Below are 14,917 nucleotides of genomic sequence, written 5' to 3' on the forward strand. Positions count from 1 at the left end.
GAAGATTGTGCCCGACAGGTCGATAACCCTGGTCCGCTTCTGCACAGATCAGCGTGCAGCAGCGGTCACTCAATGATGAGTTCTGATTGCGAACGGACCCTGCTTTTAGCCCTCTTTTAACCACACCAGGATGCGCATTTTCAGTGCGCAACAGCTTACAGCAGGAAATATAAGAATATGTCTTTAATGAAGACGATGTTTAGCCGCGCCCGTTTTAACGCACGATCTCAGCCTTCAGATGGTCTCTTTGATTGCCAGAACCTGCCTGCGTCGCCGGGTGATATAGGTCTTTCCTCGCGCGCGGCCGGTATTTTACTGACCTTCGTGCCACCGGAAGCGGACTTTTATCGCGTCAGCCAGGCATGGCAACGTTTCAATTCCGCCGCCTTAACGGTCATTACGCTGTCATCCAACGGCGCGCTGAGCGCCAGCGGTAAACACAGCACCTACTGTGACGGTAACGGGCAGGAGGGCAGCTGGCTCTGGCTGCCTGATTCACTGGTCGCTGAACATGAAACGCATATCATCGATTTGCATCTGGAGGATACGCACAGCGTTACCGACCGTATCAGCGCCATCCAGCGCGACCTGGCCGCCCTTCAGCTGCGTATGCCGCTCTCTGCCGATCGCACCTTTGCGATGATCTACTGCGACGGCTTATCTGCCTCAGAAGGCTTTTTTATGCAGGCCTGGTATAACAGCGGCCGCTTTCCCTGCCTGGCCATCGGCGGTTCTGCAGGCGGGCGCGTGACGTTTGATGGTACGTGGATAGGTGCAGGTGGACGGGTGCTGCAGGGGAAAGCGGTGGTGGTGTTCTGCCGCATGGCGGCCGGTAAATCATTTGCACCGTTCAAAAGCCAGAATTTTACGCCGCTGGATAAAAGCTGGCTGATCGCCGAGGCCGATCCGCTGACGCGTACCGTGACCTCTGTCTTTACCTCTCAGGGACAGCAGCAGCCGTTCACTGCCGCACTGGCAGAGCAGCTTGGCTGCAGTGAACAGCAGCTGAGTCAGCGTCTGCAGGGGCTGACGTTTGCTGTTAAAGCCGGCGATGAATATTTCATACGCTCGGTTGCGAAAATCGAGGCCGGGCGGGTGTATTTCTTCTGCGATCTGGAATTTGGCGACCGCCTCTGGCTGATGCAGGAGCGCGACTTCAAAGCGACGACGCTGCAGGACTGGGAAAAGTTTGTCTCACGCCACGGCAGGCCCGCCGCTGTGATGATGAATGACTGCATTCTGCGGCGGCAGGGAAATCTGAACGCCCTGCAGAGCGCACATTTCTTTAAAGGCATTCCGGCGGCCGGGTTTTCCAGCTTTGGTGAAATTCTCGGCGTGCCGATTAATCAGACGCTCTCGGCGCTGGTATTTTTCAACCGCGACGTGAAGGCGATGGCGCAGTTTCCGGTAGAGTATGCCGGATATGCCGCGCACTACGCACAGCGCGCGCTGCGCCGCTGGGAGGCGCTGAACGGCATTCAGACCCGGGTGCTGGGGCGCGTGGTCAGCTATCAGCAGGAGCTGGCGCCCATTGTACAGGCGCTGCCGGCGCTGGAAGCGGCGACGCACAGCCAGAGTGAAACGCTGAGCATGGCAGAGAATAGCATCCGCGCAATCAGCGCCATTGCCAGCGAAAGTCAGCAGGCACAAAGTCAGCTGGGTGAAGGTCTGGACGATCTGGAGCGGATCTCTGATGGCATTAATGTCATCACACACGGCATCAGCAACATCGCGTTTCAGACCAATATCCTGGCGCTGAACGCCGCCGTCGAGGCCGCACGCGCAGGCGAAGCAGGGCGCGGCTTTGCCGTGGTCGCCGGCGAGGTCCGGCGGCTGGCGCATTCGTCAAAAGAGCAGGCGGAAGCGACCGCCAGCAATATCAGCGACGCCGTCGGCACCATTTCCCGCATCCGCAGCGTGGCCAGTCATACGGTGCAGACCGCCAGTGACATGGCCGATCGCAGCCTGCACGCGGCGGATGCTATCGCAGCCATGAGCCAGCAGACGCGCAGTGAACGGGCTGACATTTCACAACAGCTGCAGAGCCTGCGCACGATGACGGCCGGTATGGATGCGATGCAGGCCGCCGTTGACGAACTGAAAGTGCTGCAAAAGCTTTCGGCCGAACGTTAATCTGTCTTCCCCCGGGCGCACGACTGGCTGCGCCCGATTCTTCCGGTTTCAGCCTGACAGCAGATTGACTTTGAGCAGTTGCTCAAATAGACTCACTCTCAATTTGAGCAACCGCTCAAATATTTAATAACCTCAGATGAATCTATGAAAACCCTCAGTGCAAAACATCCTCAGCTGGCTCCGACAGGCGCGGCCGCCATGCTTAAAATGCTGGGAATGCGCCACAGTAAAAAACTGATTATTACGCTCGGGCTGGTGGTTGCCGAAAACGCACTCTATCTGCTTTACCCGCTACTGGCGGGTTTTGCCGTCAACGCCATTCTGGCGGGTAACGCGCTGCATGCGGTGCTCTATGCCGTGATGGTACTGGTTATGTGGCTGATTGGTGCCGCACGACGCAGCGTTGATACCCGCACCTTTGCCCGCATTTATGCAGAAATGGCCGTACCGGTGATCCTCGCTCAGCGGCGTGAAAACAATCGCGCCTCCATGGTGGCCGCCCGGGTGACGCTGTCACGTGAGTTTGTCGACTTTTTTGAAAAGCATCTGCCGGTGCTGATCACCTCAGTAGCCTCCATCGCCGGCGCGGCGGGTATGCTGCTGCTGATTGAGTTCTGGTCAGGCGTGGCGTGCCTCGGCATTCTGCTGTTTTTTGCGCTGTTCCTGAAAGGATTCACACGTAAGAATGAGCAGCTGTTTCTGCGCCTGAATAACCGGCTGGAAAAAGAGGTCGATATGGTGAGTCACGCGTCCGCCTCACCGCTGGTACGGCACTATCGCGTCCTGGCCCGGCTGCGGATCTGCCTCTCCGATCGCGAAGCGTTCGGCTATCTGGCCATCGGCAGCGTAGCCGCACTGCTGTTTGGCAGTACCATCCTGGTGATGAGCCTGAGAGGCGGCGTGGAGGCGGGTCACGTCTACTCTGTCATGACCTATATGTGGATGTTTGCCATGAGCCTTGATGACGCTCCTCAGCTGCTGGAAAAATATTCTCAGCTGAAGGATATCGGACGCCGGGTAAACAGCGGTCAGGTCTGATCCGTCACCCTTCGCTGACCAGGCTCAGCAGATGCAGCACGCTTCTGCTGGGGTGATTACGCCGCCAGGCAAACGCGATATCCGTAAACAGCGTATTGTTTTCGATCTCGCAAAACCGCAGCTGCGGATTGCTGATACAGCAGAGCGAGGCAGGCACCAGCGCAATGCCGCTGCCGGCCGCGACCATACCCAGCGAAGAGGCGATCTGCGGCGCCTGCTGAAAGCGACTGGCGCAAAAGCCGGCGCGCAGGCAGGTACTGACAATCAGCTCATAGAGGCTGGGCGCCACCTCGCGCGGAAACATAATCAGCGTCTCTTCCGCCAGCTGCGTCAGCGCCAGGCTTGCCTGCTGGCTCAGCGCATGCCCGGCCGGCAGCGCAATCATCATACGTTCAGTCGAGATAACCCGCAGATTGAAGGCTTTGCTGCTTTCGCACGGCAGGCGGATAAACGCGGCATCCAGCAGGCCGTCACGCAGATCCTGCATCAGCAGCGCCATATTCTCTTCGCGGGTGATAAGCTCCATCGCCGGATAGCGCGCTCTGAAGCGCCCGATAAGTTCAAACACCGGCGTGCCAAACGCAACGGAGCTGGCAAAACCCAGCGACATCTGACCGCTCATTCCCCGCGCCACGCCGCGCGCTTTCTCCAGCGCGTGGTCTGCCAGCTGCACAATCTGCAGCGCATCGGGCAAAAATGCGCGCCCCGCTTCCGTCAGCTCAACGCCGCGCGTCAGGCGCTTCAGCAGCGGCGTCCCTATCTCATGCTCCAGACGCTGGATCTGCTGACTTAACGGTGGCTGAGAAATACCGAGCATCTCAGCTGCACGGGTAAAGTGCAGCGTTTCGGCAACGGCAACAAAATAACGCAGATGGCGCAGTTCCATATCAAAAACGTCTCAAAGCTGGCAGCTTTCGCTATTGGATTCTGTGAGCAGGCTGGCTCATTCTGATATTAACACGGCTTAACTATCAGTTTGCGAGGCAGTAAATGTATGATTTTGTATCTGGTTGTTCATGTGAAGAACAGCTCAGGAAAACCGCTGATCAGCTGGCCAGTCAATCAGCAGAAAAGGTTATCTATCAGACCTCGCTGATGAGCGCACTGCTGCACGGCGTCTATGACGGCACGACGACCGTTGCCCGACTGCTGGAGAAGGGCGACTTTGGTCTCGGCACCTTTAATCAGCTTGATGGTGAACTGGTCGCCTTTGATCGCCAGGTCTGGCAGCTACGTGCTGACGGCAGCGCCCGCCCGGCCCATCCGGATCAGCAATCCCCGTTTGCGGTCATGACCTTTTTCACTCCGGAACATCAGCACCATTTCAGCGAAAAAAGCAGTCGTGAAGAGGTACACCGCGTCATCGACAGCGTGATTACCTCGGATAATCATTTTTGCGCGCTGCGTATCAGCGGCGACTTTGTCTCGGTGCAGACGCGCACCGTGCCCTGCCAGTGCCGCCCCTATCGTTCAATGCCTGACGTACTGGGCAATCAGCCCACGTTTGATTTTCGTCAGCGCACCGGCGAACTGATCGGTTTTCGCACGCCGCAATATATGCAGGGCATCAATGTCGCGGGCTATCACGAGCATTTTATTACCGATGACCGGCAGGGCGGTGGCCACATTCTCGACTATGTGCTGGCGCAGGGCACGCTGACCTTTGGCGCAATCAGCAAACTGGTGATCGACTTACCGCAGGATCGCGACTTTCTGCAGGCCAACCTGAACCCTGACAACCTGGATGAAGCTATCCGCTCCGTTGAGAGTTAATAACCGAGGTAATGATGAAAGAAGATAAAACCCAAACGAGCTGGCGCAGCGGGGCAGATCTGGTCGTCGCGCAGCTGGAAACCCAGGGCGTAAAACACGTGTTTGGCATTCCCGGTGCGAAAATCGACAAAGTCTTCGATTCGCTGGTGGATTCGCGCATTGAACTGATCCCGGTGCGTCATGAGGCAAATGCCGCTTTTATGGCTGCAGCGGTCGGGCGGCTCACCGGTAACGCAGGCGTCGCGCTGGTCACCTCCGGGCCTGGCTGTTCCAACCTGGTAACCGGTATGGCAACCGCCACCAGCGAGGGCGATCCGGTGGTGGCGATTGGCGGCGCGGTAAAACGGTCGGACAGCGCAAAACAGGTTCACCAGAGCATGGATACGGTATCGATATTTCGCCCGGTCACCCGATTTGCCGTCGAAGTCACCGACGCTTCCGCCCTGGCAGAATGCGTGTCTAACGCGTTTCGTCACGCGGAAAACGGGCGCGGCGGCGGGGCGTTCCTTAGCCTGCCGCAGGATATCGTCGATCAGCCGGTTACCGGCAGCCTGCTGCAGCATAAGGCACGCGTTACGCTTGGCGCCGCGCCAGATGCGCTGGTGGATGCAGTAAGCCGCGAAATTGCCCGCGCAAAAAATCCGGTGATCCTGCTGGGACTGATGGCGAGTCAGCCGGAGAACAGCGCGGCCATCCATGAGCTGCTGAGCAGAAGCCATATTCCGGTGACCAGTACCTATCAGGCGGCGGGCGCGGTACGGCAGGAACATTTCTCGCGCTTTGCCGGGCGAATCGGCCTGTTTAATAACCAGGCGGGCGATCGTCTGCTGCAGCAGGCTGACCTGATCATTACCATCGGCTACAGCCCGGTAGAGTATGAACCGGCGATGTGGAACTGCGGCAACGCACTCCTGGTGCATATCGATGTGCTGCCCGCCGAGACCGATAATCGCTATCTGCCCGATGCGGAGCTGGTGGGAGACATTGCACAAACCGTACGCAACATCGCGGCACGTATTGACTCGCCGCTGCAGCTCAGCGCCGCTGCAGCAGCCATTCTTGATGACCGGCAGCACCAGCGGCAGCTGCTGGCGCTGCAGGGCGCAAGCCTCGATCAGTTTGCGCTGCATCCGCTGCGTATCGTGCGTGCAATGCAGGACATCATTAACAGCGATGTCAGTCTGACGGTGGATATGGGCAGCTTTCATATCTGGATCGCCCGCTATCTCTACAGTTTCCGCGCACGGCAAATCATGATTTCTAACGGCCAGCAGACTATGGGCGTTGCGCTGCCGTGGGCGATTGGGGCCTGGCTGGTTGATCCTGCCCGTAAAGTGGTGTCGGTCTCAGGCGATGGCGGCTTCCTGCAATCCAGCATGGAGCTTGAGACGGCGGTGCGGCTCAACGCCAATATCCTGCACATCATCTGGGTGGATAACGCTTACAACATGGTGGCCATTCAGGAGGAGAAAAAATATCAGCGCGTTTCCGGGGTGAACTTTGGCCCGGTAGATTTCAAAGCCTACGCTGAAGCGTTTGGCGCTGCCGGATTCTCCGTTAACAGCGCAGCAGAGCTGGAGCCAGTGCTGCGCCGGGCAATGGACGTGAACGGTCCGGCCGTGGTCGCCATTCCGGTCGACTACAGCGATAACCCGCTGCTGATGGGTCAGCTGCACCTCAGCCAGCTGCTTTAATAATCTCAAAAAGGAGAACACGATGAAAACCAGAGTGGCATTTGTGACCGGGGCCGGTCAGGGCATTGGCGCGGCGATTGCGCGGCGGCTGGCACAGGACGGGTTTGCCGTAGCGGTCAGCGATTACAATGCGCAAACCGCGCAGCAGGTGGCTGACCAGATCGTCAGCGCTGGCGGCAGGGCTATCGCGCTGCAGGCTGACGTGGCAAAGCGCGACCAGGTCTTTCGCGCAACAGAGGAGGCACGTCAGGCGCTTGGCGGATTTGATGTCATTGTGAATAACGCGGGGGTCGCTCCCTCCACGCCAATTGCGGAGATCACCGAAGAGGTGGTGGATAAAGTTTATAACATCAATGTGAAAGGGGTGATCTGGGGCATTCAGGCGGCGGTCCAGGCCTTTGCGGCAGAAGGGCACGGCGGCAAAATTATCAACGCCTGCTCGCAGGCGGGACACACCGGTAATCCGGAGCTGGCGGTCTACAGCTCCAGCAAATTTGCCGTGCGCGGGCTGACTCAAACCGCCGCGCGCGACCTCGCACCGGCGGGCATTACGGTAAACGCATTCTGTCCGGGAATTGTGAAAACGCCGATGTGGGAAGCTATCGATCGGCAAATTTCCGCTGCGGCAGGCCAGCCGGAGGGATATGGCACCCAGGAATTTGCAAAACGCATCACGCTGGGCCGCCTGTCAGAACCGGAAGACGTTGCCGCCTGCGTGGCGTTTCTGGCAGGCCCCGACTCCGATTATATGACCGGGCAGTCGCTGCTGATTGATGGCGGTATGGTGTTCAGTTAAGACCAAAGAGGCGTCGCGCCGTGCGGTGGAGAATTCTTGCATCAGCATGTAGTTGCGACTTTAATTCACTTCTGCTGAAACACAATATGTTACCGGAGGCGGATGAGGTCTGAAGCTTAGCGATGCGAGAATCCACGTTAAGCCATATTTTATTTCTCTGACGCCTCTTTTATGGGTGCAGCCACCGGCTACTGGTCACCCACTCTGCCAGCATGGAACTCTAAAAACCCATCATATCGATATGCCCACAGCATAGCGGTGAGAGACGTGCAATATCCTCCTTATTTACAGCTTCACTCTGTTTCTGCAGATGCCTCAGGGCAACAGCATGGCGACTTCGTGACGATTAAGTTAAGTCAGGATGCGCCAGCGCCCGCTGTTTTCTTAAATCCCGCTCAGATAATGTCGTTCTGTGGTGTCTCCAGACGTAAATTTCTATGCCACAGATATAGAACATCATGGTGTATGATGGCAGTTTGTTACCCAGGTAAACTATAAGGATATTACATGGCTGCAGATGGAAAGAACGTGTCGGCCAACACTGGCTATCACCGGTATGAAATTGCAGGGGACAATACGCACTATACCGATGTTCTGTGCAGTGAAAAAGTCATCCGATGCCGGCGTGTGCCGGTCAGAGGAATCACGCTGACGGTGGGAATATTCTTTGACGGAACGGGCAATAACCGGGCCAACGCCAACGATTTGCGACTGGCGTATGCCCACTGTGCCGGGCTCATCGGCGAGGAGCGGGCCAAAGCGTGCGCAAAGTATGAAAAGCATGCCAGAGCGAAGCTGGGCAATGCCAGCTGGCAGGGGGGAATCACTAATATTTCGCGGCTTAATGACCTTTACAAATCTGATACTGTCCTGGCTGAAGAGCAGATAGATGCGCAGATCAAAGCCTACGTCAGCGGCATCGGGACGGCAGATGGAGAGAGCGACTCGGTGCTGGGTATGGGGCTGGGCAGCAGCCTTATCTGGCTGTTTAAAGGTGTGGTGACGAAGACGGATGAAGCTCTTGAAGAAATTGCTTCCGCACTAAAAACATTTATTAGTCGTAACCGCAACAATGTGGCGATCGCAAAAGTGCAGTTTGACGTGTTCGGGTTCAGCCGCGGGGCGGCGGCGGCGCGGCACTTTGCCAACCGGGTGATGCACCAGGACGCGGCGATAGCGGCCGCGATAGACAAGGGGCTGGATCTGACCGGGCACCACGGAAAACCGGCAGGTGAGGTGCGCTTTCTGGGGCTGTTTGACACGGTAGCCGCCATCGGCAGCCTGCTGAACTTCTACGGCGTTAACGGGCGCAGCAACCCCGGGGTGAATCTCGAACTGCGCCCTTCAGTGGCGCAGAAGGTGTTTCAGATAAGCGCGATGCACGAGTGCCGGTACAACTTCAGCCTGAACAGCATCGCGGGGATGTGGCCGGAGCTGGCGCTGCCGGGGGCGCACTCGGACATTGGCGGGGGCTATAACGCGGGAGAGGATGAAATCTCCCTGCTGACGATGCCGGACTTTGAGGTGATACCGGAGAACGCGGACGAGACGCAGACGGCGGTATACCGCCGTGCGGAGAAGATGCGTCAGGCGCTGTACTCGCTGCCGTCGCTGAAGTACCTGATGCCGCACGGTGAGGTGGAGACGAAAATGATTTCGTGGCCGCTGGTTAACCGGGACAAAGCGCGGGCGTTTATTTTTGAGAAGAAAGCCGGCGCGGCGGTGTTTATGACGCGCAGGGCGGTGCCGAACGACTGGGAAAAGGTGTGCATGCGGGTGATGCTGGATGCGGCACAGGACGCCGGGGTGATGTTTGCACCGATACTCAGTAGTAACGAAGAGCTGGCGTTGCCGTCGGAACTGCTTCCCCTGTGTGATAAAGCAATCGTGCAGGGGCGGGCGGTCCGGCGGGGCGCGGAGCCGGCGGGCTTCACGGCGGAGGAGATGCGGACCATCGGGCGTTACCTGCACTGTTCGGCGAACTGGAACATCGACTCGGACCTGAGCCTGTGGGTAAGTCCGTCCTCGGGCGAGGTTTTTCTGCGAAACCACTATGCGCCGACGGACGAGCGCTCGTTCGTGTGGGCGATGGCTCCGGGCAAAGGCTGGGTGCGGACGGTGTGGCGGATGGACGACCAGCAGCAGTGGGAAGATCGGGCGCGGGTGAACGCGGACGCGCTGGACGGGCTTTTCTGAGGAGGCAGGGATGAGACGATTACCGCTGATGGTGGCCGTGCTGGCCGTGACGCTGACTGCCGGCTGCCATGACCGTCGCGCAGGCGTAGAGCAGTATGGGAAAAAACTGCCTTACGATAACTGGAATTTCAGTTTTATATACCCGAAAAACCTGCCGGCACTGGTGACCATGGTGTACCTGGAGGATGGTGATATCCGGGAGAGTATCTTCCGCCGGTTAGATCCTATGGACTCCAGTGATTTGAGCGTCGGGCGCTGGCATGATGTGATGGGGGGATATGGCGGGTATTTTAATCGGGGCAAAGCAGTGCCGGTACGAATGACGGTGTGCTGGGACTCGGTTATCGATAAAAAGGCGTACGAAACGGAGATCTGGTTTGGACAGGAGACGTGGCAGCAGATGACTACAGCATTTCCTGATCCCTACCATCCGGGTAAGCCTTACTACCGGAATAGAATGGCTGTTGGTCTGGCTCCCGGCGGTACAGTACGGGTCTGGCTGGAAGATAACGGGAACCCATCTGTACGCCAGCAACCTGCCCGGCAACTCACCCTGACGGGGAAGGACATGCTGATATGCAAAAACGTCCCCAACCGGATTGATTTTAGTTACATCGAGGCTAATGGCTACGATCCCTTTATGCGCGATTTTATCAAGGGAAAAACCTATCCGTATGGCGACTGGTAGGGTGCAAAGAGCAGCGTACTCTAAAGATTTTTTCGCGATGCTTTTAGTGGAAAGGCGGCGTGAAGCAGTGGAGTAATGGCTGTCTTGTGAACATGTCAGCGCGCCCGATGGTGATAATATGCGCCGTCTGTGAGATGCCGAGGAGGGTGGTGGCTCGTGCCAGTGACGGCTACAGGACCGGTCGGGCGAAGGTGTTCAGCGAAAAAATATTGGTTCTGAATACAGATTTCTTCCCTATGGTTGCTAATCACATCGATAACATGGTTAACCTGAGCAATACACAGCATATAGCTATTGAACCTGTTATTCATCTTATGAAAGTTGTTGTATTAAACCCACCAGATCATCCAGGAAATCTGACAGCAACTTATCCGGATAGCAGTCGTGAAGATATACCGAATATTTCCCCGACTATGACAAACAGCTGTCAATGAAACAGGCAATATTTTTACCGAAAAAAGGATCTCTCTGAGATCCTTGTTTGTTACATAGCTTTTTGTGGCCGCATTGCTAAAACCCCTTAACGCGAGTTTTCGCTTACTCTCCAATCATGCGCAGTTCGCTCAGCGGCACTGTTCACGCAGTTTCCACAGCAGCCACGCATCCAGTTCCCGATCGGCCATGGGCCTGGCATAGAAGTATCCCTGTGCCTGATCGCAGCCATACTCCGTCAGAGTATCGACGGTTTCCGCATTCTCGACCCCTTCTGCCAGTACCACATAGTCCAGCTCTTTCAGCATGCTGATAATACTGCGGGCGATGATACGCGATGCCATATCTGAAGAGAGATCGCTGATCAGAGAGCGATCGAGCTTGATGACATCCAGCGGCATACGCCGCAGATAGCTGATGTTGCTGTAGCCGGTGCCAAAATCATCCAGCGAAATGCCAAAGCCGCGTTGTTTCAGCCGCATCAGCCCGGCCATTGCCATCGGGCTTTCGATAATGCGTTCGGTTTCCAGACACTCAATACCCAGCAGAGAAGTCGGCAGGCGGTGGCGCTGCATCTGCTCCTCCAGCACGGCGGCAAACTCCTCACGCGCAAAATCGTTGAGGCTGACATTGACCGTAACGGGCAGCTGCGTACAGTGATTGCGCAGTCGCGCCATTCGCGCAATTGTCTGGTCAATAACCCACGTGGTCATCGCCTGCAGCAGCTCGGTCTGCTCCGCCAGCGGGACAAATGCCACCGGAGAGAGCTCGCCATGAACCGGATGACGCCAGCGGATCAGCGCCTCCAGACCAATCGGCGCGCCGGTTTGCAGACATATTTTTGGCTGATAAACCAGATAAAGCCCGCCTTCGCTGCGCAGCGCGGCGGCGAACTCATGCATCAGGGTATAGTCGCGGCTGTGCTGCACCTCTGCTGACGCGCTGTATGCCACGGAAGGCAGGTTACGCCCGATAGCTTCATGCAGCGCGCTGACCGCACGGCGCAGAATTTCACTGCCGCTAAAGCAGCCAGCGGTAAAATCTGCCTGACCGGTATGGGTGGTCAGCGCGACGGAAAGCCCTTCGCCTAAATCAGCGCTTATTCCTTCCATCCGCCCGGCAATCCACTCCGCGCTCAGGCGGCTGCTGGTGCGGGTGAGCAGCGCGAACCGTCCGGTTGCGACCGTATAAAGCAGTTCGCCCAGCGACGGGCGCAGGCGCAGCGGCAGCAGCGTGGCGACATCTTTCAGCAGGCTTTCCACCGGGCCGACGCCCATTGAACGCGCCAGCTCCCAGGCGCGCGGCATATCGACACACTCAATCAGCACCAGACGCCGGGGCGTAATATCGCCAGACGTGGCAAGATGCTGCAGATCGCGGATCAGCCGCTGCCGGTTTGGCAGGCCGGTAACCGGGTCGGTGAAGCCGGCTGCGTGCCACGCCTCCAGGAAGGATATCACCAGATTTGCCAGCAGCCGGAGCGTCTCCAGCTGCTCCGTACCGAAGGGGTGCGGCTCAACGTCGGTAACGCAGAGGGTACCAAAGACAATACCTTCACGATTTTTCAGCGGCACGCCGGCGTAGAAGCGGATCCAGGGGGAGCCGGTGACAAAGCGATGCGTGACAAAACGGGCGTCAAGCCAGGTGTCCGGGATGACCATCGGGCTGTCATCATCAACCACATAGCGGCAGAGCGACTCTTCGCGCGTGGTCTGCTTCAGCGTAAAATTGCGCGCCGCCCGGATATATTGATCGCGCTCATCCAGTACTGAAACAAAACATCCCGGGATCCCCAGCACCTGGCTGGCCAGCCGGGCAAATTTACCCAGTACATCGTCACGACACTCATCCGGTTCGCGCAGTGCCTGTAAGGCACGACGGCGCAGGCTCTCATCATCAGCAGAATCGATTAGCACAGAGCCTCCGCGCTGCCGGGCAGCAGCTGCTGAAAGGCATCCGGACTCAGCGGTTCGCCCAGCGCATGCCCCTGAATCGTATCGCATTCTGCCTGGTTAACCAGCATACGCTGCGCGCTGTTTTCCACCCCTTCAGCCAGCACCCTGAGCTGCAGGCTTTTTCCCAGCGTCGCCAGCGCGCTGAACATCATGCGGATGCGGCCACTCTCTGTCAGCTGCGCTGTCAGTGACTTATCCAGCTTCAGGCCGGTAACAAATTCATGCTGCAGCAAACTGATGGCACCCAGCGCGCGGCCATAGTGATCGATAATAAAACTGGCGCCGGTTTGTCTGATAGCGTTCAGGCGCGCCGGCACTTCCTGTACCAGCGCTGTCAGCATCGACTCATCTACTTCCAGATCGACAAAACTGGCATCGCTGCCGGTGAGTTCCCGCAGTAATTTGTCCAGCCGGATATCATCCAGCTGGCGGGGAAACAGGTTAATGCTGACGCGCAGCGCCGGATGCCGCTTTTGCCACAGCATGACCTGCTGCAGCGCGCTGCGCAGCACCCATTCACCCAGCGTTATCGAGAGCGAGCTTTTCATCAGCATGCTGATAAAAGCCTCAGGCAGCAGCAGGCCGCGCGTCGGATGCTGCCAGCGCAGCAGCGCTTCGCAGCCGGTAAGCGCATGGCTTGTTGCATCAAACTGTGGCTGATAATAGAGCACAAACTGATGCTGCCGCACTGCGACCTCCAGCTCGCGCTCAAAGCGACGTCGCTGCTGCTCCGCCTCAAGAAACGCGGGGACGAACTCTACGCTGCAGCCTTTACCGGCTGCTTTCGCCTGGTAGAGTGCCAGATCGGCAGCAGACATCATCGCCGACGCATCGAGACCATGCTGCGGCCAGGAAGCGATACCCAGGCTGGCACCTACCACCACCGGCGTCTCCTGGTAGCTAAAGGGACTCTGCACCGCCTCTATCAGCTGTAGTGCGGTATGCTGCGCGGCCTGGCTATCTCCGGGCAGCAGAATCACGAACTCATCCCCGCCAAGCCGGGCAGCCATGATTGCCTGAGCGCAGACCGTGCGGATTTGTCCGGCGACGTGGCACAGCAGCGCATCGCCCGCCGCATGCCCCAGCATATCGTTGACCTCTTTAAAGCCATCGAGGTCGACCATCAGCAGCGTGAACGGAACGTCCGCCCGCGTCAGCTGCTCCAGCTGATCCATAAATGCACTGCGGCTGGCCAGCCGCGTGAGCATATCGAGTGACGCAAGTTCACACAGCCGCGCTTCACTTTCATGACGATCGGTAACATCGCGGATGATCATGCCGACCAGGCGCTCGCGATCTTCCTGCCAGCCGGAGAACGAGACCTCTGCCGGAAACGCCTGCCCGCTGCGCCGCATGGCCCAGATTTGCACCCGGCGCGGCTGTGAGATAACTGACCGATCGGCCATCATGCGCGCCAGCTCCTGACGGTAGGCGGTCTGTGAGCGTTCTGAAACCAGATTCGCGACATATTCACCCAGCATCTCCTGCGCACTATAGCCAAACAGCCGGGTCGCGGCGGGGTTCCAGAATATGACCCCCTGCCGGATATCGGTGCAAATGATGGCATCAGAGGAGGTTGAAGAGATCGCCTCCAGCCGCTGCTGACTGCTATGCCGCAGCAGTTCCAGACGATGCACTTCCAGCTGGTCCATAACCAGCGAGGCGATAGCGGCCAGATGCCGGCGATCGGTTGCGTTCAGCGCGGCGCGCGGCTGCGTATCGATCAGGCAGACGGTGCCAATGCGGTGGCCACCCGGAGTAGTAAGTGGAATACCGGCATAGAAGCGAATATGGGGATACCCCAGCACCAGCGGGTTATGGCTGAAACGGGCGTCCAGACAGGTGTCCGGCACGCAGAGTACATCGTCCTGTTCAAGGGTAAAATGACAAAACGCGACGCTGCGTGAGGTTTCGCAGATTGAGAGTCCGTGACGCGATTTAAAAAACTGCCGCTCACTGTCAATCAGCGAAATAAACGCCACGGGTACGCGAAAGAGCCGCGCTGCCAGCATGGTAAGGCGGTCCAGCGCGTCAGAAGGTGGCGTATTCATCAGCTGATACTGTGCCAGCGCCTCAAGGCGCGCCGCTTCGGCGTCAGGTGTGGGTTGCAATGTCAGTCCCCTGTTGTGAATGCTGTGGCCGGCTTGACACAGCAGAGTGGGGACACGTTCAGTCAGACAGATAGCCTGTCGCCGGAAGAAAGGTCCTGCAT

Annotated in this window: 11 protein-coding genes; 8 read left to right on the forward strand and 3 right to left on the reverse strand. The window is 57.9% G+C overall.

The window, feature by feature from the left end; translation table 11 throughout:
* Nucleotides 1–177 precede the first annotated feature (177 nt).
* Complete coding sequence (locus C1Y41_RS16980; RefSeq protein WP_104085931.1) at nucleotides 178–2,133, forward strand: methyl-accepting chemotaxis protein; 1,956 nt, start codon at nucleotides 178–180, stop codon at nucleotides 2,131–2,133.
* 144 nt (nucleotides 2,134–2,277) lie between these two features.
* Nucleotides 2,278–3,171, forward strand: a complete 894-nt coding sequence (locus C1Y41_RS16985) for an ABC transporter six-transmembrane domain-containing protein (protein ID WP_104085932.1) — start codon at nucleotides 2,278–2,280, stop codon at nucleotides 3,169–3,171.
* A 4-nt stretch (nucleotides 3,172–3,175) separates the two neighbouring features.
* Here C1Y41_RS16985 and C1Y41_RS16990 read toward each other — a convergent pair whose 3' ends face one another.
* Nucleotides 3,176–4,057 carry a LysR family transcriptional regulator gene (locus tag C1Y41_RS16990; protein WP_104085933.1) on the reverse strand — a complete coding sequence of 294 codons (882 nt, stop codon included), beginning with the start codon at nucleotides 4,055–4,057 and terminating at the stop codon, nucleotides 3,176–3,178.
* A gap of 104 nt (nucleotides 4,058–4,161) precedes the next feature.
* Between C1Y41_RS16990 and budA the strand changes: the two genes are divergently transcribed.
* The 6 genes from budA to C1Y41_RS19935 all read left to right on the forward strand — a co-directional run bounded on the left by budA (nucleotide 4,162) and on the right by C1Y41_RS19935 (nucleotide 10,752).
* The gene (gene budA, locus C1Y41_RS16995) at nucleotides 4,162–4,944 is read left to right on the forward strand and encodes an acetolactate decarboxylase (protein WP_104085934.1); all 783 of its coding nucleotides are present in this window, start codon (nucleotides 4,162–4,164) and stop codon (nucleotides 4,942–4,944) included.
* A gap of 14 nt (nucleotides 4,945–4,958) precedes the next feature.
* Nucleotides 4,959–6,638 carry an acetolactate synthase AlsS gene (alsS, locus tag C1Y41_RS17000; protein WP_104085981.1) on the forward strand — a complete coding sequence of 560 codons (1,680 nt, stop codon included), beginning with the start codon at nucleotides 4,959–4,961 and terminating at the stop codon, nucleotides 6,636–6,638.
* 22 nt (nucleotides 6,639–6,660) lie between these two features.
* A complete protein-coding gene (locus tag C1Y41_RS17005) occupies nucleotides 6,661–7,434 on the forward strand; it encodes a (S)-acetoin forming diacetyl reductase (RefSeq protein ID WP_104085935.1) in 774 nt (257 codons plus the stop codon).
* A 507-nt stretch (nucleotides 7,435–7,941) separates the two neighbouring features.
* Complete coding sequence (locus C1Y41_RS17010; protein WP_104085936.1) at nucleotides 7,942–9,630, forward strand: DUF2235 domain-containing protein; 1,689 nt, start codon at nucleotides 7,942–7,944, stop codon at nucleotides 9,628–9,630.
* A 10-nt stretch (nucleotides 9,631–9,640) separates the two neighbouring features.
* Nucleotides 9,641–10,318, forward strand: a complete 678-nt coding sequence (locus tag C1Y41_RS17015) for a DUF2931 family protein (protein ID WP_104085937.1) — start codon at nucleotides 9,641–9,643, stop codon at nucleotides 10,316–10,318.
* A gap of 149 nt (nucleotides 10,319–10,467) precedes the next feature.
* Complete coding sequence (locus C1Y41_RS19935; RefSeq protein ID WP_146065239.1) at nucleotides 10,468–10,752, forward strand: hypothetical protein; 285 nt, start codon at nucleotides 10,468–10,470, stop codon at nucleotides 10,750–10,752.
* Nucleotides 10,753–10,881: 129 nt separating this feature from the next.
* Here the strand turns inward: C1Y41_RS19935 and C1Y41_RS17020 are convergent, their stop codons facing one another.
* Nucleotides 10,882–12,666 (reverse strand): EAL domain-containing protein, encoded by a 1,785-nt coding sequence (locus tag C1Y41_RS17020; RefSeq protein WP_233207454.1) that lies wholly within the window; start codon nucleotides 12,664–12,666, stop codon nucleotides 10,882–10,884.
* The gene (locus C1Y41_RS17025; RefSeq protein WP_104085982.1) at nucleotides 12,660–14,756 is read right to left on the reverse strand and encodes a bifunctional diguanylate cyclase/phosphodiesterase; all 2,097 of its coding nucleotides are present in this window, start codon (nucleotides 14,754–14,756) and stop codon (nucleotides 12,660–12,662) included. Before C1Y41_RS17025 ends, C1Y41_RS17020 begins: the two co-directional genes overlap by 7 nt.
* Nucleotides 14,757–14,917 lie beyond the last annotated feature (161 nt).

This window comes from Pantoea sp. ICBG 1758, assembly GCF_002928325.1.
GTDB classification, from domain to species: Bacteria; Pseudomonadota; Gammaproteobacteria; order Enterobacterales; family Enterobacteriaceae; genus Pantoea; species Pantoea eucrina.